The following is a 25,769-nucleotide window of genomic DNA, read 5'->3' as shown; positions in this document are numbered from 1 at the left end:
ACGGTGGCAAGGTGAATGAAAAACAGATTGAACGGATAGTTGAACAGGTATTAAGGCAACTAAACCCGCATGTTCTTGTGGTGTTATCCCCTGTAGAAGGCTACCAACAGGCGATTTACCAACGGTTAACGCAATTTTTATCGGTTTCTTTTTCGCTCTATGCCACCCAATTAATGCCTGCAACACCTTATTTTGCACAGTGGGCAACATTGGGAACAATATTAGATAAAAATACGTTGCATCTAAATGCATTAGGAAACTACCACTGTGTATTTTTACCTTTTATTGATGCCAAGGTGGTTGGTGAAGTCGCAAACGGCTTATTTACCAGCGAAGAAAGCCAACTGATTTTGCATGCGCTTGCACAAAATATTCCTGTGCTGGCATTAAAACATCATTGCTGCCCAGAGAGTGAACTCAACCAAATTTTAGGTTTAGATAAAAATAAAAAATACAATAATATTATTAAAGAAAATATGTCGAAACTTATTTCATTAGGTGTGGAGTTTAATACACTAAATGAAATTGAAGGTAAATTATTGATAAATGATTTTAACCAAGAGTTGAAACCTAAAAATAACTATCAAAAAAATCGCTATATTACTTTAAAGGAAGTAATGAAAGACCCTGGAGGGTATATTGCGAGTAATAATAAATTAACTGATTCAGCTGTCGATTATTTAAAGTCTTTAAAGTCTTTAAAGAAATAAAACATCAAAATTAATTAAATCTAATTTTTCTATTTATTGTAGGAGTATTATCTATGTCCCCTAAAGCAAAATCATGGCTTTGGATGCTGGCGGTTATTATTTCAGAAACCTCAGCAACCTCTACATTGAAAATGTTTGATAATAGCGAAGGGACTACGAAGTCCTTATTATTAGCACTGATTGTTATACTGTATGTTGTTTGTTATTACTCACTTTCTCGAGCTGTTAAATATATCCCTGTAGGTTTAGCGTATGCAACATGGTCAGGCACTGGGATTCTTATGGTATCTACACTTGGCATGCTGTTCTATGGGCAACATCCTGATACTGCAGCAATGATCGGTATGGCGGTGATTGCAAGTGGAATTGTGATCATGAATCTGTTCTCCAAAATGGGGGCAGATGAAGAAGACACAGAAGAGCCAAATAAAGAAACGAAAGAGTCATTATTATCCACCAATAATAAAGCTGTTCATTAATTAAAATTTAAGGGGGAAATTATGTTTACTGGATTTTTATGGCTAGCACTTTCGATTGGTTCTGAAATAACTGGAACCTCAATGATTAAAAAAACCAATAGCTTTAGCAAATTAGGGCCTTCTATTTTAGTGATCATTGCCTATTGTTTATGTTATTTCGCACTGACTCGTGCAATGGGGTATATCCCTGTAGGTGTAGCTTATTCATTATGGTGTGGATTTGGTATTGTTGGTGTGACATTAGTTTCTATGATTTTATATAAACAAAAACCAGACTTTCCTGCGGTATTTGCCATGGGGTTAATTATCTCTGGTGGGATAATTATGAATACATTCTCAACAATGTAAGTCTTGTTTTATTTTTGCTCTTTATCTCGTTCATTGTTTGCCCTCAATTGTTTTGTGTTGAGGGTTATTTTTTTGCAAATCACCTGAGGTCACTGATTTTTTCTCAATATAAAATGATTGTTTGACGATAATGCCTTTGGCTTGTCCTATGCTAATTTAGTGACCAACAGTGATTTAGTTTAGGAATGGAAGTATGCAAATTATTGAGTGGGATGATTTTACCCGTGTTGAAATGCGTGTTGGCACCATTATTAGTGCAGAGCTAAATAGTAAAGCAAAGAAACCCGCATACGTGATGGAAGTTGATCTTGGTGAGCTGGGTATCAAACGCTCTAGCGCACAAATTACCGTGAATTACACCCCTGAAAGCCTAATCGGCAAGCGCATTCTCTGCGTCTGTAACTTTGAAGTAAAACGTATAGCAGGGATTAAATCTGAAGTGTTAATAACAGGGGCTCCTGATGAAAAGGGCGCTATTGTGTTAGCCGAGTTTAATTTACCACTCCCAAACGGCGCTTTACTCGCTTAATGCCCAATGCTCGTCATACTTCGTTTTATCGCGTTGTTGGCTTCACTCACTCGCCCTAGTCACATACTTTTGTATGCACCTAGGATCTTTTGCTTGCTGCCTAGCGATAAAACGAATTATATAGAGCATTCAATTTGATATAACTTTTCGTTATATTTATTTTAATTCTCAAGTGATGGCATATTGGCATCACTGCCATTTATAGGTAAAAAGGTTATACTGCTATTATCTGTATCAGTAGGAGTGTTTCCTTTGCGATTACCTGAACTGCATTTTCGACAATATTCTGACGAGGTCATTTCTCATCAACACGATGGGCAGTGGCAAGTCGTATTGTCGTTGTCAGGGCAAATGGAAATCAATATGCATCGGCAGCATTTTCAATTAGATGCAGGGAAGGGTATCGTGATCCCGCCAAGTGTGAGCCATGCGTTTAGCGGTCAAGAAGGTAATAAAAACTATGTTTTGGAAATGCCTGCAACGGCGCAGTGGGCATTGGACGAGAAAATGACCCAATTTGCTCTGACACCTTCAGCAATTGGTTTGCTTCATTGGTTACAAAGCTTTCCCCAAGCACCTGAAAATAATTTTGCGGTGGCACGTTTACTGTTGGCGCAATTAAAACCCGAAAGTCAGTGGATTGATACCGTTTCTCAGTGGATTGAGACTCGGCTACATTTGCCCATTAGTTGTGAAGATATGGCATTCGCTTTTTGTATGTCAGTCAGTACGTTACAAAGAAAAGTAAAAGCGGAAACACACTTAACGGTGATGCAATTTATTCAACAAAAGCGGATGGAAGCTGCGGGGAGTTTATTGCTCACAAATAGCAGTATAGAAACCATAGGCCTTTGTGTGGGTTATGATTCACACTCTGCATTTAGCCATGCGTTTAAGAAATACTATGGCAAAACCCCTCTTGAATATCGAACTCAAGCGATAATACCCCGTTAGAGCTACCTCTCAGTTTTTGCCAATATGTGTTGAAATTGACTGTGAATATTCACCCTGTAAAAAATCGGTATTTACCCCCGCTTGCCTTAATTTTAATTCAAGCAGCGCGAGTTGTTTGCTCACATTGACATAATTAGGGTCATCAACCGACAGTCCTTGAAGTAGATGGCTCAGTGTTAGCGCGTCTTTTCTTTGCTGTAATTCAGCAGGTAAATATCCCGAATTCTTTAATAAGCGATATCCAGCCCTTAGCTCAGGCGGAACCAGGCTGTCATCTTCAAGCTGCAAAGCTTTACCTTCCCCAGCTAAATTTGAAAGTTCACCTCTACTTAGCGCTTCTTGAATATGGCGTTCAGCCCAAAGGTCGATAACTGACATGATAGAGGCTCCATGAGTTGTTTTTTACTATTATAACCTTCTATATCAATATAAATACATTGGCAGATTATTCTTTATTAAGCTTGTTATTCCGAATTATAAACAAGGTTTTATCGAGTATTGATAAATAAGGGTTTTACGATTTATATAAAATAAAACTACTAAAAAATGATATTTAATTAGTGATAAATGACGAAAAAAAGCCATAGATAATATGAAAATTGTTATGTTGACCACACTTATCGAAATTAATTTACCAAGATTATTTTGGTTGTAATTATCCTCTTTGGCTAAATTAATAATATTAATAGCTAATAAAAATGAGTTAGTCCTAATCATGTTGAATTTTATGTCTGATTTGTATGAATTTTGTTGATTTAGAATTATCTATTTGTAAATAGCAAAAAGCAAAAACATTGTGTAATGTCCGTTTTTCTTGTTTATAAGGAGAAAATATGGAACAAAAAAAGCAAGAGGGAAGCCGTTTTTTACGAACGGTTGAGTGGCTAGGCAATGCTCTACCACATCCTGTTATTTTATTTATTATTTTAATTGCGATTTTATTAGTTTCCTCAGCAATTGGTCAGTACTTCGGTGTAAGTGTGCCGGACCCTCGTCCAGAAGGTGCAAAAGGGCGCGCAGAAGATGGTATTATTCATATTGTGAGTTTATTGGATGCCGAAGGGATCCGAAAAATTATTGCGAATGTCGTCACCAATTTTACAGGCTTTGCACCGTTAGGAACGGTACTAGTCGCATTATTAGGGGTAGGGATTGCTGAACGAGCAGGTTTACTTTCCGCTGCCATGCGTTTGGTTGTCACCAAAGCCCCACGAAAATTAACCACAATGGCGATCGTGTTTGCTGGGATCATGTCAAATACCGCGGCAGAGTTAGGTTATGTGGTACTTATTCCGCTCGCAGCTATCATTTTTCATTCATTAGGTCGCCACCCTTTAGCAGGCCTTGCGGCCGCATTTGCTGGGGTTTCCGGTGGTTATTCAGCAAACTTATTATTAGGTACGGTTGACCCATTATTGTCGGGTATCACTCAACAAGCAGCACAAATCATTGACCCAACTTATATCGTGGGCGCAGAAGCAAACTGGTATTTTATGTTTGCGAGTACGTTTTTAATTACTATTTTAGGTTATTTAATTACTGAAAAAATTGTTGAGCCACAATTAGGCCCATACACGGGTGGTGCTGTTGATGAGGATGAAAATAGCCTTTATGCATCTGCAAACGTCACCCCGTTAGAGAAAAAAGCCTTATTTTGGGCATCTGTGACTTTTTGGGGATTGGCTGCACTTTTAGCGTTAATGGTAGTACCAGAAAATGGAATATTACGTAACCAAGACACTGGCTTAGTCAGTAACTCACCGTTCTTAAAAGGTATTGTGGTCTTTATTTTTGTTTTCTTTGCTGTTCCCGGTATTGTGTATGGCTATATAGCAAAAACTATGCGTTCGGATAAAGATATTGTTGATGCAATGGCGGGCGCGATGAGTACGCTAGGTTTATACCTCGTCATTATTTTCTTTGCCGCACAATTTGTTGCCTTCTTTGGCTGGACCAATATTGGGCAAGTTATCGCAGTTAAAGGTGCCAATTTCTTAAATAGTATTGATCTTCATGGTGGTGTACTGTTTATTGGCTTTATTCTTATCTGTGCATTTATTAATTTAATGATCGGCTCAGCATCAGCTCAATGGGCAGTAACCGCACCTATTTTTGTTCCTATGCTAATGTTAGCGGGTTATGCACCGGAAACCATTCAAGCTGCATATCGTATTGGGGATTCTGTCACCAATATTATTACGCCGATGATGAGCTACTTTGGTCTGATTATGGCGATTGTGGTGAAATATAAGAAAGATGCGGGGATTGGTACATTGGTTTCAATGATGTTGCCATATTCGATTATCTTCCTGATAGGCTGGTCATTGTTCTTTATTGTCTGGGTATTTGTATTAGGTATCCCAGTCGGACCTGGTTCACCAATTTATTTTACCCCAGGAAGTTAATGACTATTTAACTTTTATGGCATAAAAAGACCCCCAATAATTGGTTGTCCAACTATTGGGGGCACTTTTATAACCACTTTTTTATTCGATAAATTATCAGGTAATATTTTACCTATACCTATACCATGCGGATCCCTTCGAACGGATTCCACCCATCAAGTCCCTTGGTTTCTTTTATATAATAAGCATAATTAGCAATCATCGCCCAGAGAGCTGAAATCCCGACGGAAAGGCCGGTATAAGCTCCATTAGGAATCGTACCACCAATCATAAAATCAATGACATTGAGCACCAGACCTAAACCAATAGAAATCCCCAGTAGGACTAAACCTTTTTTCCATAATCCTAAAATCAAAAAATAAATAATACCGAAGAAAAAGGCGAAGAAATTCATGCTAATGAGCAGGCGTCCACCGAAAGACTCCGCTTTCAATGCGGCTTTAAACTCTGGCGTATCGGGTGCTCCATGAGTGTCAAAAAAGTTAAAGCGCTTCTGCCATTTCTCAGAATATTGTTTTTGCTCCATTTTATCCCTCTGTGATTAACTAATAAAAATTATGTAAATGATAACGAAATATATAGAGTATGGAGGTATGAATAATCTGAATAATCACAATAGTTAAGATGTTTAGTTCAGAGCCCAATAAAACCTTAAGAAAGTTTATAGTCTTAAGGTATCTTATTTTATAAGCATAGGTTTCACCAAAACTTGGTGATATAAAATTTCATTAAAACGTAAATGTTAACATTTAGTTAATAAATAAAATTTAGCATTGATGATTTATCAGATAAAAAAACTGTATTTTTATGATATGTGAGATAAGTAACCATATTTGATGATGGCGTTTACCCGAAAAATGACGAGTTCGCTAGATAATGTTTCATAAACCTTACTTATATTAAGTGTGGATCATATATTAATAGTCAAAAATCAGAGATTTTAATAAATAAAATTAATGTTTAGTTTTATTTATTACTCGTATGTGAGTTTGTTATTTTTATTTTATTTAATTAGTATTGCTCGCAGTTAGTTATTCTTATGTTATTCAGTATCTACTTTGTATTTTTCAGAAAGGAAATAAAAATGGCAGCTAGATATCCTATTGCCAAAATAGTAGGGAGCAGAATAAAGAAGCTTAGAAGGGAGTATGGACTAACGGGAACTGAAGTGGCAATGGCTTTGAATGTTAGTCAACAACAGTTTTCCCGCTATGAACGAGGTATTAATAGAATAGATATCGATTCATTAGTTATGATTGCAGACTTCCTTAAAGTCAGTGTTCATTATTTCCTTGAAGATATAGATTTAGAGCAATCAAAAAATTGGATCTCTGAATATAATTCATTATTAAGTCATGGTTTTTATTCAAAAAATAAAAAAAATGAAGATTAGTATTTGTTTTAAGGATCTCCTTATATTTACGGTTCATGTTAGTAGTTATATTACTTCACATGTTATCGGACATCTCAAGTCATTAAAATAATGATACGAATAAAGTTAACTGAATTCTAGTTATATCAATAATACTATTGGTATGGCTGTGTACCAACTAAGGTATTGCCTTAGTATATATTAATAATATCATGAAATAAGGGTTTAAAATGAAAAAGACGCTATTAGCATCTTCAATTATCGCATTAACATTCACTGCTGCATCAACTTCATTCGCTGCGGATGTAGGAAGTGGTACTATTGAATTTAATGGTACAGTGAATACTGGTGCTTGTACTATTGCTCCTTCTTCTGTTAACAAAGAAGTTCAATTAGGTTCTGTTCCAGCGGCATCATTACAAACAGCTGGTTCACAAGGTCCAAATGTTGATTTTACATTAGAATTAACGGATTGTATTTTGGACCCTACTGCTAGTGGTACTGATTATTCTAAAGTAACAGTTAAATTCACTGGCCAAATGGATGCAGCAGGCACTTTATGGGCAAGTACTGGTACTGCTACCAATGTTGGTGTGTTATTCCAAAATGCAAGTGGAGCAAATTTAAAAACAAATGATACTGTTGAGCAAAGCTTAAATGCAGGGACAAATGTTATTAATTTATCTGCTCGTATGCAGGCATTAGGTGCAGCTACTGCCGGTTCTGTTAAATCTACAGTCGCTTACGTTTTAGATTACCAATAAGTATTAATATAAAAATATTAAAAAAATAATAAATCTTATATTTGCTGATTATGCTGTGTATAGCAATTGCTTCACAGCATTTTCAGTTATATGAGTTAATTCAATAAATCCATTATAGAATATTGCGGCTAATGAAAAAGAACAATTTTAATAAAAACATAGTGACTAGTTTAGTATCTAGTTTATTGTTTTACACTTACTATGTTAATGCGGATTCTGTTCAATTTAATGAAGACGCATTATCTATTTTGGGTAATACTAATATAGATCTAAGTGCATTTGAGAAAAATAAAATTAGTGAAGGTTCTTATTTTTCTAATGTATCGGTAAATGGTCGAAGAATTAATTATTTTGATCAAATAAATTTTTTAAAAAAAGATGAAAATATACAACCTTGTATTTCTAGAAACTTAGTAGAAGTTATTGGGTTAAAAGAAGAGTTTATTAAAGAAGTGCCTACATGGGAAAATGGTCAGTGTTATGACCTTACATCTCAGGATAAAAACATTCAGGCTAGATTCGATGATGAAAAGCAAGAGTTAATGCTTTCAATACCTCAAGCTTATTTTCAGTACTCTGATGAAAATTGGGTTCCGCCTATGCAGCGGGAAGTTGGGGTTAATGCGCTCGTTTTGGATTACAACCTTGTTGAAAACTATATTAAATATAAGAATACTCGAGACATTAATAATTTTAGCTCATTCGGTTCTGTTGGTGCGAATGTAGGGCGTTGGCGTGTCCGCAGTAATTATCAATACCAAAAAGACTTTAATGATAATAAAAATGATAATTTTAAATGGGTACAAACTTATTTATTTACAGATTTACCTAGTTTATCCGCAAAATTTTTTGCGGGTAAATATTATACAGTAAGTAATGTATTTGATTCTGTACGTTTTAACGGTGTTAGTGTCTTTACTGATGAGAACATGTTACCGACTTCTCTAAGAGGGTATGCACCGAGTGTTACTGGAACCGCGACAAGTAATGCGACGGTTACTATCTCGCAAAATGGACGTATCTTGAATCAAATGAAAGTGGCACCAGGGCCTTTTTCAATTGATAACTTAAGTTCCTCTTTATCGGGGGCTCTTGATGTTAAAATTACAGAGGAAGACGGCTCTATACGTGAGTACCAAGTTTCTTCGACTAATATTCCATTTTTAACACGCCCAGGCATGGTGCAATATAAACTAAATGCAGGTCGGTTAGACCCAATGGGATATAAAAACATTAATGATGATTTTATATCAACTGAAGCTTCTTGGGGGATCCTCAATAATTTGTCTATTTTTGGTGGTGTTTTCGCAACCACTAATGATGAATACCATGCCTATAATGCAGGTGTTGGGGTAAATATGGAACGCTTTGGTGCAGTATCTTTTGATATTACACAGTCGAGAAATCAATTACAGGATGTTGCTTTACATACTGGTGAAAGTTACCGTATTAATTATGCAAAACGTTTTTCAAATTCGAGTCGATTGGATTTAACAGGGTACCAATTTTCTAATGAAGGCTTTATGTCAGTGAATGACTATATTAGCTTAAAAGAAACTCCGTTAACGCCACATTATCGGCAGAAAAATGTATTTACGACTTCTTTTACACAACAACTCCCTGATTTACAGGCAGATATAAGTTTAAGTTATTCACGGGAAAGTTATTGGAAAGAATCAAAAAATAACAATACTCTTAATTTATCGTTTAATAAAACCATAAACACAAGTTTTATAAATAATGCGATTTTATCATTATCAATTGGTGAAAGTAGCTACGTAAAAGGTACACGCTCTAAGCAAGCATACCTTTCGTTAAGCGTCCCATTTGGTGGTGAAAGAAATTCACGGATTCAATACTTTAGTTCTTATAATGATATTGATAAGAAATATAATAGTAATATTAATTACAACTCTAAAATTAATGATAATAACGTTAGTTTAGGTTTATCAAGTAAAGACTTTTTTGAAAATGCGGCAATGAATGCATCCGTTTATCGTGATACGCAATATGGTACTGCACAACTAACGGGTTCCTATGGCGAAGACTACCATACATTAAGTGGGTCACTAGATGGCTCTTTGACCATTACCAGCCAAGGCCCAGTCTTACACCGACGAGTTTATGATAACCAAGCTCGTATGGTTATTGATACAGATAAAGCGAAAGGGGTATCAATTAATAAAAATGAATCAGTCACGAATGGGTTTGGTTTAGCCGCAATTAGTAATGTTCCAACCTATTATAGGTCGACCCAGTATGTTGATCTTAATAATGTACCAGACAATGTCAGCATTGATGACAGCGTGATTGAATCAAATTTAACTGATGGTGCAGTTGGTTATTCAAAGCTTAATACATTAGTGGGTGAAAAAGCGTTAGTCACAATTAAATTCCCTGACGGCAATACGCCTCCATTTGGTGCTTTAGTTTATGGCTCTGATAATAAAAATGTATTGGGAATGATTGCAGAGGAAGGGCAAGTTTATTTAACTGGCTTCCAGCCAGACCAACAATTAACAGTTAAATGGAGTGGTGACCAGTCATGTCGAATTATGCTAGGTAAACAAACTCATTTAACCAGTAAAAACATAACCTGTAATAAAGAATAGAAAATTATGAAAAAACTTAAATTAATAATGAGTGCTTTAATTTTAATTAGCACATACACACATGCATCAATTTCTGTTGACCGTACTCGCGTTATTTATGATGAAGCAAGTAAAGGTGTTAGCGTTGTGATTGAAAATATTGATAAAAAAGATCCTTATTTAGTTCAATCATGGATCGAGAATGAAAATGGCGAAAAAATTTCAGAACCACTGATTGCTTTGCCTTTATTACAACGTGTTGAAGCGAATCAAAAAAAGCAGGTTAGAATTAGTTTGTCAAAAAATGATGTAAAAATACCGAGTAACCAAGAGTCATTATTTTATTTTAATGTATTGGGTATTCCACCAAAAACAAAGCTAGAAAATGCAGTTGAAATTGTCATTCAATCACGTTTTAAATTATTTTATCGCCCGAGTGAATTGAAAAAATACCCTAATAATGATTGGCAAAAAGAGTTGAAAGTGGAGAAAGTGGGAGGGTCATTAAAACTAATTAATCCGACGCCCTATCACATTGTTGTGATTAATGTTAATGATAATGAATCTAAAGTTCCTGATTTTAAAGAAATTGTCGTGAAGCCAAATAGCAATGCAACATATTTACTATCAGATAAACAAGTGAAATCACCAAAAATGATTGTGACTTATATTGATGATTATGGAACACCAAACTTATTGAAATATACATGTAATACCACTTGTTCCTTGTCAAATGAAAAGGATAAGAGGTAAATTATGTTAATTTTGAAAAAAATAAATACATTCACTATATTATTTTTATTTTTGCTAAGTTTTCAGTCAGTAGCTGCGGTTAATAATTGTGTACCGAGTTCTGGAGCTACATCTATAGAACAAGAATTAACCTTTGATATTACAAATAATAGTACTTCAATTCCAAATGGTACTTTATTGACATCAGCAATGAGCTCATATGTATCAGTGACATGTGAGTTTACTGGCTCATCAAGTACAGCTAATGCAGTTTACTTTAAAAATACAATGCCGAATGCAATTAAAACATTGTTGATTAATAGTGGTGTCAGTGTGACACAACAAAATGTAATTTCATCTCCTAATCCAGTAACGATAACCAACCCAACTGTTCCAAATATTTATTTAGGGTATTGGAGTCAACCAGAGACAGGAACTACACGTAATATTGCTTTCATGTATAACTTCTATGTTTACAAGGGGGCTAATGCTCTTAAACCTTTTGATACTGGGTTATTTTTATTAGGAACTCATGTGGATTACTTAGGTAAGGATTTAGGCGGACCAACTTATGTGCGAATTAAAGGGGATTTAACCCTACTTTGCCCTACACCTGCGGTGAATATCACGGCTTCTAATGGGGGAAGCGTAAATTTTGGCACTATTTCACCAAAACAAATGAATGCGGGAGAGGTAGTTAGTCGAACTTTTAATTTAGGCATGTCAGTGCCACAAGACTGCGAAACAGGGCTGAATATATCAGTTCGTTTTGAACCAAATAATAATACGGTGCTAGGCGGAAAATATCTTGATATGGGTAATGGATTACAAACGCTATTAACCCGTAATTCAACTGATATTAACTATAATGAAAGTTACAGTATTGGTGAAATCATGCCACAATCACCGATTAGTGTCCCTTTTACTGCGACATTAAGCAAGATTGCAGGCAGCACCATCGCTTCAGGTCCGTTTTCTAAAACAGTTCGAGTTGTTGTTTCATATTAAGAGTGTTAATTGACATTTTTTCTATGGTGTTATATTGAATATACATATTCTGATGCTGAGTATTATTAAATGAAAAAACTCAAATTAGTATTAGTTGATGATCATCCCATTGTGCTTTCAGGTTTGAAAGATACACTTTCTCAATCAATGAATTTAGAAATTTTAGGTGCCTACACTCAGGATGCTGAACTATTTTCTTTTTTGAAAAAAAATGAGGTTGATGTGATCGTAACTGATTATATGATGCCTAATAATACCCAATCTAGCGATGGCCAGAATTATATTCAATTTTTACGTCGTCAATACCCAAATATTGCCGTGATTGTATTAACGATGGTTTCTAACCCAATGATTATACAAATGTTATATGATTCAGGGGTGAGCGCGGTGGTGTCAAAAGAGGCACCATTAAGCGACCTGATGAAGGCTATCACATTAGCAGGGCAAGGCCGCCAATATCGAGTTCCTGTTGCAGATATGACAACGACATTAAAAAGCCGTAATGCGGTAACATTAAATGATAGGGTAAAGACATTATCACCTCGTGAACTTGAGGTATTGCGCCTTTTTGTTCAAGGAAAGCCTATTGTTGATATTGCAAAGCAATTAAACCGCAGTGATAAAACTATCAGCTTACAGAAAAATGCCGCAATGCGTAAATTGGGTGTTGATAATAATCAAGCGTTAATCAGTTATTGCCTTACACATCATTTATTTGACTGATTTTTTTTATCCAATTAGCTAATTGATTGCAGATATTCTGGTTAACCTGAATATCAATGTGTGTTGATGCCTGTGAGTCTAATGTTGCCTCAAACTCACGAAGCTCATTAGCTAATTCACGTTGTTCCACACTAATTAATGCGCCACGGATACGATGGGATAACTGTTTTATTTCATCAATATTGTTATCTTCAACAGCTTGGCAAAATTGAGTAATATCGGTAATAAAATGATGAATAATTTTTTCTCTATCTTCTCCATTTAGCGGGTTAATCATTTCTAGGGGAGCCATTTCTAAAGTTGATGAGGAGTAAATCGGGAATAAACGGTTGAATAATTGAATTAAGGTTTCTAGCTCTATAGGTTTTACAAGCCATGAATCCATTCCAGATTCTAGGCATCGCTCTTCTTCTTCTTTTAATCCGTTTGCAGTAACACCAATAATCGGACATGTTTCGCCTTCACTGCGCAGCTGCTGTGCAAGTTCATAACCATTACGATAAGGCATATTAACGTCTGTAAGGATGATATCGACAATTTCGTTATCCCAAATCACCAACGCTTCTTCACCATCATTGGCAATAAATACCTTACAACCGAGTAATTCAAGCTGCTCTTGTAGAACAACTTGGTTAATGGGGTTATCTTCAGCAATTAAAACGCGAAGCGGGTATTTATGCATGTGAGTTTGTATACGAGATGTTGGACAAATAAGGGATCTCTGTTCTTTATTATTTTGTAGTAAGAATAGCTGCTGATTTAATTCAGATAGTCGGAAATTCATCTCAGGACTTACCCATTGTTGTCCATCCCAATGAGTTGGCAGAGGAAACGATGGAATTAAGATGCCGACAGCAATAACGGATGAGGTATCTATGGGGAGGCTATTTTCTGTGAAATAAACATTAGCCCCCCAACGTTTTAGCCATTGCGTTATATTTTCAGTCAATAATGGGTTTGGGGTTTGTAACCAAATATTGGTATTTTTTAGTGGTAGCCAATGTGGTTGCTGTATATCGAGTGCTAAAGGTAGTGTCACGAGAAACGAGCTACCAACCCCAACTTCACTCTGTAGGCTTATCTGCCCATCCATCAATTTAATGAGCTCAGAGCAAATAAATAGGCCTAAACCAGTACCGCCATAGGCATGAATTTCTGAATGAGCTTGATAAAATGGCTCAAATAATTTTATTTGTTGTTCAGGGCTAATTCCAACACCGGTATCACTGACACGTATTAATATATTATTATTACTTCTTTTGAGTTCAATAGTAACCGTGCCCCTGTGGGTAAATTTAATTGCATTACTGAGTAAATTACCTAAAATTTGTTGCAGTCGAGCAGAGTCACCAATTCTATTTGCTTGTACGCTTGGGTCAATAACAGCAAATAGGAGTAACCCTTTTTGCTGAGCAATACCTTGATATAGTTGAACGGTTTGTTGTACTAATTCTAATAAATCAAATGGATGATTATGGATTTGAATTTGGTTAGCTTCTATTTTGCTAATATCTAAAATATCGCCAATTAATTGCATAAGTAGTTGGGACGTTGTTGATATTCTCTCAATAAAATGAGCTTGTTGAGGTGAAAGAGAGGTGTTTGCGAGTAATTCTAACGTACCGATTAGGCCATAAAGTGGAGTTCTTATTTCATGGCTCATTGTTGCTAAAAATGTCGATTTAGCTCGGTTGGCTTCTTCTGCAAGCCGCTTCGCATCATCAAGTTGTTTTTCAGTTTCTGCTTGGATGGTGATATCAGTAAATGCGCATAAAATAACAGGGCGCTGTTGGTAATAAGTTGCTGTACTCACAACATAGAGGACATGCTCCCCTGATTTTAAAGTCGTTTTAACGTGTTCTGTGTCAGAAAGAACCTTGACGAGTAATTCATTATATTCATTTGAGTCGTGGGGAGTAGATATATTGGTTATTTTTAGCCAGTAACGAGCTAACTCATTCGCGAAGCGTAACTGCTGGGTTTCTTTATCTATTACACATAGGCCGATAGGGGTTGTTGCGATAAGCGTTTGGTTGAATGCTTCATTTTCTAAGATGGCTTGCTGGGAGTCTATCGCAGGTTGTAATATTTTTCGCTGGTACCAGCGGTGATATCCCCATCCACAAAATAAACTAAAGAAAAGAGCGATAACTAAACTGATAGGAAACCACAGGTTGTCTTCAAAAAAAGCAGCATAACTAATTCTATAATATCCAGTCCATTCATCAGTTTTAGATGAAAGCTTAAGAACCAGGCCATCTTTGGTATAAAAAATACCTTCTAATGCTTCTTCCTCAGGCGCTTGGGTTGTTCCAAGTAACTGACCATATTTCGTATGAATTAGCCAAAATTGATGTGTGAGTGTGGGGTTTAACATTCGTTCCAGCACACTTAACCTAGCTTGGCTTAACATACTGACCGCATAAATATTTTTAGGGGAAATGTGAGCATTCTGCCATAAATGCTCATCAAAACCTGCGGGAATAATCCCGATAAGAATATTATCAAAAGGTACTGGACGTAACCAAATAATTTGTTTTAAATCAGTCGGTTGTGATTCTGAAAACTGTGCGTGGATAGCAGGTAAATTTTTCCTGACGTTATCAATAACGGAATAATATAAGTTTGGAGATATCGATTCATTTCCTAATACAGTGCCAACAGAAGGCACACTGATACTAATTTGGTCGTGCTCATTGACAAAAAATACAGCGGCGGCAGGGAAATAGGACCCACCCCAAAACGTGGAATAATAATCAGCTAAGTAAGCGCCTAAAGAAAATAATATACTGGGTACTCGGGAGCATTCTAAACTTCTATCACAGGCCAGCGTGAATGGCATTGCGACTAAAGACTCTTTACCTTCAAGTAAATGTAATGATAGCTTGGTTGGTAGTGATTGCTCTTGTATTGCATAGGTTCGGCTTTCAACTAGCTCTGATAGATCTTGGTTTTGCTTATTTAACGATCTTAAAAATTTCTCTTGCTCATTGATATAGCCTATTAGTGACCTAAAATCGACCTCTAACCGCCTAGTTTCTTGTTGGACAATTCGTTCTGCGCTCCAAAATAATGTTGCTATTAGAATAAACAACAAAGGAAAAGTAACAGTGAGTATGCTGTTTGTGCGTCCTGATGTGCGAGTTATCCTTGAAAATGCAGTCGGAGAAGGGGTAGGCATAGTGCTGTTCTCATCGATTATAGGCAAACTCCATAATTTTCATAATAATATAAAATAAACAAATTAAACAATATTTCTTTATGCCAAAGGTTAGACAATTGCTGAATTGTAATAGTCTTTCAAATCATCTAATTCCCAACCAAAACCATTTAAATTAGTGATATGGTGTGAAAGTTTAGGATGATGGCTAACGATATAGAATAGCCTATGGTAAAAATCTGGAAAGTTAATACCGAGTATAAGAATAAATTTAAATAATACATCTACGGTTAATGCATTCTCACCTCGTTCATAACGAGATAATTGCTGTTGGCTAATACCTAGCTCTTTCGCAATGCTCTCACCGCTAATACCTAACTCTTGTCGGTATTCTTGTAAGCATTTACCAACTAGCTGGCTGATATAATAAGTTGTATCTTTTTTCTTTTTCATGTGGAAACTTGACCCTAGTATCATTGATTCATAAAACTATTTTTATCTTGAAGAGTAAATTATGACAAAAATAAGATTTTAGAATATAAGGTATTCCTTAATTAAAAATAATGTTAAGTCATTTATTTCAGGTTCATATGTAGAGACTTATTTTAAGCATTATATTTATTTTCTTTTTATTTCAGAGAACTATTTTTGTTACTCAACAGTATGTTAAGTATTGATTGTGAATTGCTTGGTAAGGTTTAGTTGACTTATTGCATTAAGGCTTGGCTACATTCTCATTACAAATTATTATTATTTATTGTTTAATATTGTATTTGATTATTTTTTTAGCTCAATAGATGGGAATAAAAAATGATATTATAGTTTTTTAGTGGTTTATTTGAATAACTATTAATATAAAAACTTATTTTTAGGTTTTTAAATGAGACAACAAGCCAGTAAATACACGTAATAAGAGTGAGTGGGCGCCATTTAATGGATGAAATGAGAAAAGGGTGAGAATAATAATCTAGTTATAAACCTTAGCGTTTGGCTTTTTCTAGTTCCCTCCTAATTATTTAGTATAAGTTAAGCCAATTAACTTTGGTTTATGGTTATTTTTATATCTATATTCTGTATATAGGCTTATTACTCATAGCTTGCAAACAGAGAGTATAGAGAAATAGGTGTTTAGATGAGAGTAAAGGCCATTCCGTGTCTTTAGCCTAGTTAGCTAAGTATGAGTGTTTGAAAATACAAAAGCAAAAACCCGCCTTTTGGGCGGGTTCTTTAAATAGTGGTGCCCGGACTCGGAATCGAACCAAGGACACGGGGATTTTCAATCCCCTGCTCTACCGACTGAGCTATCCGGGCAACGGGGCGCATTAAACCGTATTCAGCTGTTTGCGTCAATGAGTTTTTAATAAAAAAACGTTTTTTTTTACTGAGTGTTTTCTTTTTCAGCAAAAGGTGATTGTTTAACGTGCTAATGTGGCTTTTTTAGCTTAGCGCCCCTTTTTTACGGCATAATGCGATCGTCAAAATATCTTCAGAAAGGTGCTGCGCTGTTTCAACATCTTGAATGTCACGTTGGACTAATAAACGGTTTAAGCACCCTTCGAGAACCAGTTCCATTTGGTTTGCAACAAGCTCAGAGTCTTCGATATCAAGTTCATCCAATAAATTTTTGGTAAAATTAAAGGAATTGTCTTTTTGTAGGCGACTGAGCTGGTGAATCGGGTGCTCTGAGTCGGGGTAATAATTACAAGCAGAGATAAATAAACAGCCTGGAAAACGCCCCTCACTCACTTTCTCGGACAATTGTTGGTAACGGGCCATTAATTTCTGCTGTGGGCTTAGCGTTTCCTCTAGGAGCGTTTGGCGCTGCCATACTTCAATTTGTTGTCCATGAAAGCGCAAGCAATCATAAATAAGGGCTTCATCATCAGGCCAAAATTGGCGAATAGTCGAAAAATCAGATTCAATTTCACTGAGTAAATTTTCTGTTGATGCGGATAACCCCTGAATTTCTAACTGGTTTAATGCATGGCTTAAAATTGTTTCGCGCTGGATAGGCATTATGAACTCCATCGGCATCGTGTCTGTTTTTTTCATCATAGCAATGATCAATATTGAATTATAGCGCTTTGCTCAATAGCAATGGAGCTGGCGGAGCTACATAAATGAATAAACGGGGCATTTTTTGTAGAAAGGCGGGAGGAACAGGAGGGGGAAATATCCCCCCTGAATCTAAATTGACAGTGAATATCAAATTTAGACTGGAACGTTAATTAATCAAATTTGCCTCTAGCGCAACATCGATATAATAAAACTGAAAAATTTTCTTCATAAAATCATCGACATCATGCTTTCTTAACTCAAGGGCTTGTAAGATATCTAACAGACCTTGTATGGTGATGGCATTTTTACCCCTTTCGTAACGAGAAATTTGTTGCTGGCTAATGCTTAATCGTGATGCTAATTGCGCACCTGTTAAACCAACCGCTTTTCTTCGGTGTTTTAGATAGGTTCCAATATAAATGGAAATATCGGTATTATCATTTCGTTGAGTACTTAACATTCCTCCCCCAAATAAATTAATGCTGATGAGATAAATTATTTTAAGTAATGGACTTATTCTATAATTTAGCGCTCGTTTAACGGGTTTAAAAGAGAACCTGAATGGTTTTCTAATACCTATTAGACAAGGATGAGTTTAGCATTACCAATATTTATGGCGGATGGATTTTTGGGTATTAATAGATAGCGCCTATTTATAATACACAATAAAAGAGTATGCATTGTTGATTTTAAAGGATTATATATAAGGTTTATCACGTTAATATCTGTTTTTTTTGAAATTATACATTTAAAAATATCGTTATTTTAGCTATATTGTTTTTGTTGTTTTCTGACGAACTTAGCGGAATTACACTGAGATTTAATCAATATATTCATTGCTTGTTACACTTATATTGAGGTTATTAATATAAATGTTTCATTGGAAAAATTTGGTTTATTTTATTCGATTTTTATATCTTATTTTGGTGTATTGAATATATATAAGATAGCTATGGTTTATATATTTACCTCTTTTATTAAATTTATAATATGAGACAGAAAATAATGTTGATGAATGATCTTTACAGATTTTATATTTATCATTGCCACTTTAGTGACAATGATAAATATATTTTCGAACAGAAAAAACCCGTGAATGATGTCACGGGTTTTTTAGGCTGTTCAATTGATGAATAGGGCTAGAGCATCATTCCACCGAACAGGAAGCCGAAAGTGACGGCTAATGCGACAGCAATGGTACCAGGGATAAAGAATGGGTGGTTGAAGACGAAGCGACCAATGCGCGTTGTCCCTGTATCATCCATTTGTACCGCAGCAACCAGTGTCGGGTAAGTCGGCAGAATAAACAGACCAGAAACCGCAGAGAATGACGCAATTGCAGTCAGTGGGCTAACACCTAAAGCCAGTGCCATTGGCATCAATGCTTTTGCTGTTGCTGCTTGTGAATACAGAAGCGCAGAACAGAAGAAGAAGATAACCGCTAGCATCCAAGAATGTTCGTGGATTAAGTCACCCGCAGTTGCTTTGATCCACTCAAGGTTGTGTTGTACGAAAGTATCACCTAACCAAGCCACACCTAAGATACAGATACATGCACTCATACCTGCTTTAAAGGTACTGGAGTTCAAGATAGCATCGGTATTTACGCGACAAAGGATAGTAATCAACGTTGCTACAGTCAGCATGATGATCAAAATCGCATTGGTGGTGTTCATCAATGGTGTTTCGACAATCCCTAAGCTTGGGCTATTGATGATGGCATAACAGACAACACCGATAACACCTAATAAGAACAGCATAACGGAAGATTTAGCACCAGGTTTGATTTCTTTGACTTGGCTACCACGCAGTTCAATTAAGCCTTCTGCTAAACGTTTTTGATAGATTGGGTCATCAGAAAGTTTAGAGTTAAACGTCCAAGAGATAATAAATGACATCAACATAATCGCGAGGAAGGTTGATGGCAGTAAAATTCCCAGCAGGGTGATGTAGCTGACTGTATTACCAGCACCCATCATCGCAGGGTTTTCCATGACCGATGCCATATAGACAACCGCAGCAGAAATTGGTGATGCAGTAATACCAATCTGAGCAGCAACGACCGCTGTTGATAATGGACGGCAAGGTTTAACGCCTTGTTCTTTTGCGACTTCTGCAATTACAGGTAGTGTGGCTAAAGAGATATTACCTGTACCTGCAAAGAGCGTCAGAAAGTAAGTGACAACTGGGGCAAGAATAGTGATGTATTTAGGATTGCGGCGCAGTAATTTTTCTGTTTGAGCAACTAAATAATCTAAACCGCCTGCAATTTGCATCGCAGAGATAGCGGCGATAACAGCCATGATGATGGAGATAACGTCAAATGGAATGGTACCTGGTTTCACGCCAATTGCAGCGAGTACCAGTACACCAAGGCCACCGGCAAAGCCGATACCTATCCCACCAAGACGGGCCCCCAAAAAAATGGCCAGCAGAACAATGACAAATTCTACGGCTAACATAGTGTTTACTCCTCGACAAAATGAAAATTAAAATTATGAAACTGTTATGTTAATTTTTTGTGTGTGCATGAATCAAAAAAGGCACGCTTTCCGATGAGAGGCGTGCCTTTATTTTTTTAAGTATTATTTATGATAAACATAAACTTTTAGTCATCAAAACGTTTTGCTTTGTAAGCTGGGTGTTTTAAGTTCTCAACAGAGAAAATATCATCCAGCTCTGCTTCAGTTAGTAAACCGCGTTCAAGCACAACTTCACGGACGCTCTTACCTGTTTCTGCACAGATTTTACCTACGATATCACCGTTATGGTGGCCAATGAATGGGTTCAAGTAGGTCACGATACCGATTGACTTAAAGACAAACGCTTCGCAGATTTCTTTGTTCACAGTAATACCGCTAATGCATTTCTCTTGCAGATTGCGACATGCATTGCTCATCAGAGAAATAGACTCGAACATTGCTTGACCGATAGCTGGTTCCATTACGTTTAACTGTAATTGGCCTGCTTCAGCTGCCATTGTTACGCAGATATCGTTACCAATAACTTTGAAACACGCTTGGTTAACCACTTCTGGAATCACTGGGTTAACTTTTGCTGGCATGATAGAAGAACCTGCTTGCAACTCAGGTAAGTTGATTTCTTTAAGACCTGCACGAGGGCCGGAAGATAGCAGGCGTAAGTCGTTACAGATTTTAGACAGTTTCATTGCCAGACGTTTTAAGCCTGCGTGAACAGTGATGTAAGCACCACAGTCAGAAGTTGCTTCGATTAAGTCTTCAGCAGGAACGCATGGTAAACCAGTCACTTCAGCTAATTTTTTCACTGCCAGTTCTGAATAACCAGGTGCGGTATTCAGGCCTGTACCGATAGCCGTTGCACCTAAGTTAACTTCGAGCAGTAATTCGATGCTACGTTTCAGATTTTTCTCTTCTTCTTTCAGAAGGGTAGCGAAAGCATGGAATTCTTGGCCGACGGTCATTGGAACGGCATCCTGTAACTGGGTACGACCCATTTTCAGAATGTCTTTGTATTCTTCAGCTTTAGCTTCAAAGCCTTTTTTCAGGTATTCAACAGATTCAATTAACTTCAGTACAGAGTTATATACTGCGATACGGAACCCAGTAGGGTAAGCATCGTTAGTGGATTGGCTTTTGTTCAGGTGGTCATTAGGGTTTAGGAATTCATATTCCCCTTTTTTATGCCCCATCAGTTCAAGACCGATATTTGCAAGAACCTCGTTGGTATTCATATTCAGTGATGTGCCCGCACCACCTTGGAATACGTCAACAGGGAACTGGTCCATGCATTTGCCTTCATTTAAAACAACATCACATGCTTTGATGATGGTTTCCGCGATATTACGTGGAATTGTGTGTTGTTCTTTGTTGGCTAAAGCCGCCGCTTTTTTAACCATAACCATGCCGCGAATAAATTCTGGGACATCGTTAATAGTGCGGTCGCTGATATAAAAGTTTTCAATCGCACGCAGAGTATGAACACCATAATAGGCATCGGCTGGAACTTCTTTTTTACCTAACAGGTCTTCTTCGATACGAGTATTGTTTGACATGAGAACCTTCTTAATTAGATTACAGTTACTGTCCGTTTATGCGCTTTTTAAAAATCCATATATCGTAAAAACAAAACTTAACAGGTGATTAATATCGCAAAATAAAACTTTACAAGCGATTAACACCTTCTACTACGTTATCAGCATTATGATCTACTGATTTATGGGTAGATAATATGCCTTTAATGAAACAATGCCTTGAACCTAGATCACTATATAGTTTGATTTATGCAACAGATTTTACGTTGTGTGATATTCATCACAGATAAGTCTGGTTAATCAAAAAACTCTATGAGTTGAAAAACGTTATCTTTGCCCCAATTATTATGGCTATACTAAAGAAAAAAGCGAACATTGATAGTTGTCTCTTAGATGCAGTTCACAAAGGTTTTCCGAGGGGCGTAAAATAGTTGATAGCTTATTGAAATAAAGGAGAACTTGTGCGCTGGTTACCACTAATTCTGATATGTATTCTCATTTACATTGAATCGGTTATTTTCGTGAGAGTCGCTTCCGAAGTGGGAGTTCTAATGACACTAATTTTAGTGGTCTTAACTTCCTGTTTGGGGGTCTCCTTGGTGAAAAACCAAGGCATGAAAAATGTCCTGCAAATCCAACAAAAATTAGCGTCTGGTGAAAGCCCAGCGGCAGAGATGATTAAAAGCGTTGCGCTCGTTTTAGCGGGCTTTTTACTCATCGTGCCAGGGTTTTTCACTGACTTTATTGGTTTATTGTTATTACTTCCACCAGTACAAAAACTTATCGTAATGCGATTAATCCCGCATATTCGTTTCTATCAACCTGGCGCGGGTTTTAATCAGTCAAGAAATGGCGGATATCAAAACGGTAATACGTTTGATGGCGAATTCCAACGTAAACAAGACGACCCGTCTTTTACCATTGATAACACTGATAAATCAGACTCATCAGATAAAGACGACCGTCCGAAACCGTAAATCCTTCGTATTTGTGGGGAGATAAAAATGAAAAATTTTTTATCTCCCCCCTTGAAGTCCCTCTGTCTAGCCCCAATCTGCTCAAACATGGTACTAGTTTATTTAAGACATGCTGGTATCGTCCTTTTACCTAGTGTGGACTTTATTTATAGGAGAACTATTAATGAAAATTCGTCCATTGCATGACCGTGTTATCGTTAAACGTAAAGAAGTAGAATCTAAATCTGCGGGTGGCATTGTTCTGACCGGTACTGCGGCAGGCAAATCAACGCGTGGTGAAGTTCTGGCAGTAGGCCAAGGCCGCATCCTCGAAAATGGCGAAATTAAAGCGCTGGATGTGAAAGTTGGCGATATCGTTATTTTTAACGACGGTTATGGCGTGAAAGCTGAAAAAATCGACAATGAAGAAGTCCTGATCATGTCTGAAAGTGACATCCTGGCAATTGTTGAAGCGTAATTTTCACTTAAAACTTCTCAACGAACGAAAAGAATTTGAAGGAAAGAGATAATGGCAGCTAAAGACGTTAAATTTGGTAGTGATGCACGTACGAAAATGCTTCGTGGTGTGAATGTTCTGGCAGACGCAGTTAAAGTAACCTTAGGTCCTAAAGGCCGTAATGTTGTTTTAGACAAATCATTTGGCTCACCTGTTATCACTAAAGACGGTGTTTCTGTTGCACGTGAAATCGAATTAGAAGATAGATTCGAAAACATGGGTGCTCAGATGGTCAAAGAAGTTGCCTCTAAAGCAAATGATGCTGCGGGTGACGGTACAACAACAGCAACAGTGTTAGCACAAGCTATCATCACTGAAGGTTTAAAAGCGGTTGCTGCGGGTATGAACCCAATGGACCTGAAACGTGGTATTGATAAAGCAGTTGTTGCTGCGGTTGAAGAGCTGAAAGCACTGTCTGTTCCATGTTCAGATACCAAAGCGATTGCACAGGTGGGTACTATTTCTGCAAACTCTGACGAAACCGTTGGTCGTTTAATCGCAGAAGCAATGGATAAAGTCGGCAAAGAAGGCGTTATCACCGTTGAAGAAGGTACAGGTCTGGAAGATGAGCTGGATGTGGTTGAAGGTATGCAGTTTGACCGCGGTTACCTGTCTCCTTACTTCATCAACAAACCAGAAACTGGTGCAGTTGAGTTAGAAAACCCATTCATCCTGTTAGTTGACAAAAAAGTCTCTAACATCCGTGAATTACTGCCAGTATTAGAAGGCGTTGCGAAAGCAAGCAAGCCACTGCTGATCATCGCTGAAGATGTTGAAGGTGAAGCGCTGGCTACCTTAGTGGTTAACACCATGCGTGGTATCGTTAAAGTGGCAGCGGTTAAAGCTCCAGGCTTCGGCGACCGTCGTAAAGCAATGCTGCAAGATATCGCAACTCTGACTAACGGTACTGTTATCTCTGAAGAGATCGGTATGGAGTTAGAAAAAGCAACATTAGAAGACTTAGGTCAAGCTAAACGTATCGTGATCAACAAAGACACCACCACTATCATTGATGGTATCGGTGAAGAAGACGCGATCGCAGGCCGTGTTGCTCAAATCCGTCAACAAATCGAAGAATCTTCTTCAGATTACGACCGTGAAAAACTGCAAGAGCGCGTTGCTAAATTAGCTGGCGGTGTTGCGGTAATTAAAGTTGGTGCAGCAACTGAAGTTGAAATGAAAGAAAAACGTGCTCGCGTTGATGATGCTCTGCATGCAACTCGTGCTGCTGTTGAAGAAGGCGTTGTTGCTGGTGGTGGTACTGCACTAGTTCGCGTTGCAGCTAAACTTGATGCACTGAGAGGCGACAACGAAGAACAAAACGTTGGTATTCGTGTTGCTCTGCGTGCGATGGAAGCGCCAATGCGTCAAATCGTCACCAACGCAGGTGAAGAAGCGTCTGTGGTTGTTAACAACGTGAAAGCAGCGAAAGGTAACGAGGGTTACAACGCAGCAACTGACACTTATGGCGATATGATCGACATGGGTATCTTGGATCCAACTAAAGTCACGCGTTCTGCTCTGCAATTTGCAGCCTCTATTGCTGGCCTGATGATCACCACTGAAGCGATGATCACTGACCTGCCAAAATCTGATGCACCTGACTTAGGTGGCGCTGGTATGGGCGGCATGGGTGGAATGGGCGGCATGATGTAAGCCATTTGGCAAACATCATGCACTAGTCACGAATATTTGTGACTTAGCCTGAATAAGACCAGCACGGTGGAGTTATCTCGCCGCGCTGGTTTTTTTTTGGTTTTTAATTATATCGAACCATTAATTATAGATAATAATTAATATCCCCAATCAATGTACAATTGATGCGAAACACGATTTATTTTTGCGTCGACATTGCTTAGCGGGTTATATTTAACGTAAGGTAAGTGGTTTGAATTAGCAAAGAATAGGGCAGTTTCTTGATTAATTTGTGGTAGACTCTATTCGGCTGGTGATGTGTGGCAATTGTGACGCAGTATGCGGAGCACTTCCTAGCGATTTATGATATACCGTATTAGGGCTAATAATTTTTCAAACCAGCTGCAAAAACACAATGAAAAATGAGGGAAAACATGCGAATTAAAGTCTTGCTTGGTGCTGCTGCGTTACTGCTATTAGCGGGTTGTTCGACGTCAACTAACTTGACTGCGGCAGGCTCACAAGTTCGTTTTGTTGAGAATCAACCTGGAAGTGATTGCCAACTTCTCGGTCAGGTTGCAGGGACACAAAGCAACTGGTTGAGTGGCGTAAATAATGAATCCAGCTCAATGCGTAGCGCAGCGAATGATTTGCGCAATAAAGCGGCTGAAATGGGCGGAAATGTGATCTTCGGTGCAACTAGCCCAAGTGAAACTGTGTTATCTAGCTTTATCCCACTAGATAGCAAAATGGTTGGCCAAGTGTACAAGTGCCCCTAAAATGAATTAGCGACGCCCAAATACCGATTATTTGGGC

At 37.4% G+C, this 25,769-nt stretch carries 24 protein-coding genes and 1 tRNA gene; 16 read left to right on the top strand and 9 right to left on the bottom strand.

The features are described from left to right. The first annotated feature begins 11 nt into the window (after positions 1–11). From M1F05_RS18120 to M1F05_RS18100, 5 genes are all read left to right on the top strand, one after another. The gene (locus tag M1F05_RS18120) at positions 12–710 is read left to right on the top strand and encodes a hypothetical protein (protein ID WP_206083446.1); all 699 of its coding nucleotides are present in this window, start codon (positions 12–14) and stop codon (positions 708–710) included. Positions 711–763: 53 nt separating this feature from the next. Next, positions 764–1,189: a DMT family transporter gene (locus tag M1F05_RS18115; RefSeq protein ID WP_206083447.1), complete on the top strand. Its 426-nt coding sequence runs from the start codon at positions 764–766 to the stop codon at positions 1,187–1,189. A gap of 21 nt (positions 1,190–1,210) precedes the next feature. Next, entirely contained in the window at positions 1,211–1,537 is a 327-nt protein-coding gene (locus M1F05_RS18110; protein ID WP_206083448.1) for a DMT family transporter, read from the top strand. A 193-nt stretch (positions 1,538–1,730) separates the two neighbouring features. Beyond that, positions 1,731–2,066, top strand: coding sequence for a tRNA-binding protein (locus M1F05_RS18105; RefSeq protein ID WP_206083449.1), 336 nt, complete (start codon positions 1,731–1,733; stop codon positions 2,064–2,066). Positions 2,067–2,318: 252 nt separating this feature from the next. Next, complete coding sequence (locus M1F05_RS18100) at positions 2,319–3,020, top strand: AraC family transcriptional regulator (protein WP_206083450.1); 702 nt, start codon at positions 2,319–2,321, stop codon at positions 3,018–3,020. A 9-nt stretch (positions 3,021–3,029) separates the two neighbouring features. Here M1F05_RS18100 and M1F05_RS18095 read toward each other — a convergent pair whose 3' ends face one another. Then, positions 3,030–3,398: a DUF1992 domain-containing protein gene (locus M1F05_RS18095; protein ID WP_206083451.1), complete on the bottom strand. Its 369-nt coding sequence runs from the start codon at positions 3,396–3,398 to the stop codon at positions 3,030–3,032. Between the two features lie 455 nt (positions 3,399–3,853). On the opposite strand from M1F05_RS18095, the gene M1F05_RS18090 reads away from it, so the two are divergent. Next, positions 3,854–5,425 (top strand): AbgT family transporter, encoded by a 1,572-nt coding sequence (locus tag M1F05_RS18090; RefSeq protein ID WP_206083452.1) that lies wholly within the window; start codon positions 3,854–3,856, stop codon positions 5,423–5,425. 118 nt (positions 5,426–5,543) lie between these two features. Here the strand turns inward: M1F05_RS18090 and M1F05_RS18085 are convergent, their stop codons facing one another. Then, a complete protein-coding gene (locus tag M1F05_RS18085; protein ID WP_206083453.1) occupies positions 5,544–5,951 on the bottom strand; it encodes a DUF2628 domain-containing protein in 408 nt (135 codons plus the stop codon). 558 nt (positions 5,952–6,509) lie between these two features. On the opposite strand from M1F05_RS18085, the gene M1F05_RS18080 reads away from it, so the two are divergent. From M1F05_RS18080 to M1F05_RS18055, 6 genes are all read left to right on the top strand, one after another. Further along, complete coding sequence (locus tag M1F05_RS18080) at positions 6,510–6,818, top strand: helix-turn-helix domain-containing protein (RefSeq protein ID WP_206083454.1); 309 nt, start codon at positions 6,510–6,512, stop codon at positions 6,816–6,818. Positions 6,819–7,027: 209 nt separating this feature from the next. Further along, a complete protein-coding gene (locus tag M1F05_RS18075) occupies positions 7,028–7,561 on the top strand; it encodes a fimbrial protein (protein ID WP_136135351.1) in 534 nt (177 codons plus the stop codon). Between the two features lie 131 nt (positions 7,562–7,692). Next, a complete protein-coding gene (locus M1F05_RS18070) occupies positions 7,693–10,173 on the top strand; it encodes a fimbria/pilus outer membrane usher protein (protein ID WP_206083455.1) in 2,481 nt (826 codons plus the stop codon). A gap of 6 nt (positions 10,174–10,179) precedes the next feature. Further along, positions 10,180–10,905 (top strand): molecular chaperone, encoded by a 726-nt coding sequence (locus tag M1F05_RS18065; RefSeq protein ID WP_206083456.1) that lies wholly within the window; start codon positions 10,180–10,182, stop codon positions 10,903–10,905. A gap of 3 nt (positions 10,906–10,908) precedes the next feature. After that, entirely contained in the window at positions 10,909–11,892 is a 984-nt protein-coding gene (locus M1F05_RS18060; RefSeq protein ID WP_206083457.1) for a fimbrial protein, read from the top strand. Positions 11,893–11,961: 69 nt separating this feature from the next. Further along, entirely contained in the window at positions 11,962–12,615 is a 654-nt protein-coding gene (locus tag M1F05_RS18055; protein WP_206083458.1) for a response regulator transcription factor, read from the top strand. On the opposite strand, the gene M1F05_RS18050 is transcribed toward M1F05_RS18055, so the two are convergent. From M1F05_RS18050 to aspA, 7 genes are all read right to left on the bottom strand, one after another. Continuing rightward, positions 12,593–15,796 (bottom strand): ATP-binding protein, encoded by a 3,204-nt coding sequence (locus M1F05_RS18050; protein WP_241016811.1) that lies wholly within the window; start codon positions 15,794–15,796, stop codon positions 12,593–12,595. The two genes, M1F05_RS18055 and M1F05_RS18050, sit on opposite strands and share 23 nt — an antisense overlap. Before the next feature lie 90 nt (positions 15,797–15,886). Then, on the bottom strand, positions 15,887–16,228 hold the full coding sequence (locus M1F05_RS18045; RefSeq protein ID WP_241016812.1) for a helix-turn-helix domain-containing protein: 342 nt from the start codon (positions 16,226–16,228) through the stop codon (positions 15,887–15,889). 782 nt (positions 16,229–17,010) lie between these two features. Further along, positions 17,011–17,086, bottom strand: a tRNA-Phe gene (locus M1F05_RS18040). A 126-nt stretch (positions 17,087–17,212) separates the two neighbouring features. Beyond that, a complete protein-coding gene (gene dicD / locus M1F05_RS18035; protein WP_412990682.1) occupies positions 17,213–17,785 on the bottom strand; it encodes a division control transcriptional repressor DicD in 573 nt (190 codons plus the stop codon). 214 nt (positions 17,786–17,999) lie between these two features. After that, complete coding sequence (locus M1F05_RS18030; protein WP_206083461.1) at positions 18,000–18,293, bottom strand: helix-turn-helix domain-containing protein; 294 nt, start codon at positions 18,291–18,293, stop codon at positions 18,000–18,002. Positions 18,294–18,972: 679 nt separating this feature from the next. Next, positions 18,973–20,295: an anaerobic C4-dicarboxylate transporter gene (locus tag M1F05_RS18025; protein ID WP_206083462.1), complete on the bottom strand. Its 1,323-nt coding sequence runs from the start codon at positions 20,293–20,295 to the stop codon at positions 18,973–18,975. Between the two features lie 146 nt (positions 20,296–20,441). Next, entirely contained in the window at positions 20,442–21,866 is a 1,425-nt protein-coding gene (aspA, locus tag M1F05_RS18020; protein ID WP_206083463.1) for an aspartate ammonia-lyase, read from the bottom strand. Between the two features lie 440 nt (positions 21,867–22,306). Here aspA and M1F05_RS18015 point away from each other — a divergent pair, with 440 nt between their 5' ends. The 4 genes from M1F05_RS18015 (at position 22,307) to M1F05_RS18000 (ending at position 25,732) form a co-directional block, all read left to right on the top strand. Beyond that, entirely contained in the window at positions 22,307–22,822 is a 516-nt protein-coding gene (locus M1F05_RS18015) for an FxsA family protein (protein ID WP_206083464.1), read from the top strand. 163 nt (positions 22,823–22,985) lie between these two features. Next, positions 22,986–23,279 (top strand): co-chaperone GroES, encoded by a 294-nt coding sequence (locus M1F05_RS18010; RefSeq protein WP_206083465.1) that lies wholly within the window; start codon positions 22,986–22,988, stop codon positions 23,277–23,279. Between the two features lie 51 nt (positions 23,280–23,330). Then, positions 23,331–24,974, top strand: a complete 1,644-nt coding sequence (gene groL / locus M1F05_RS18005; protein ID WP_206083466.1) for a chaperonin GroEL — start codon at positions 23,331–23,333, stop codon at positions 24,972–24,974. Positions 24,975–25,387: 413 nt separating this feature from the next. Beyond that, positions 25,388–25,732, top strand: a complete 345-nt coding sequence (locus M1F05_RS18000) for a DUF4156 domain-containing protein (protein WP_047756639.1) — start codon at positions 25,388–25,390, stop codon at positions 25,730–25,732. Positions 25,733–25,769 lie beyond the last annotated feature (37 nt).

It is taken from the genome of Providencia sp. PROV252 (genome assembly GCF_033676005.1).
GTDB classification, from domain to species: Bacteria; Pseudomonadota; Gammaproteobacteria; order Enterobacterales; family Enterobacteriaceae; genus Providencia; species Providencia vermicola.
Note: the sequence above shows the minus strand (reverse complement) of the source record. Positions and strands in the feature narration are given on the sequence as shown.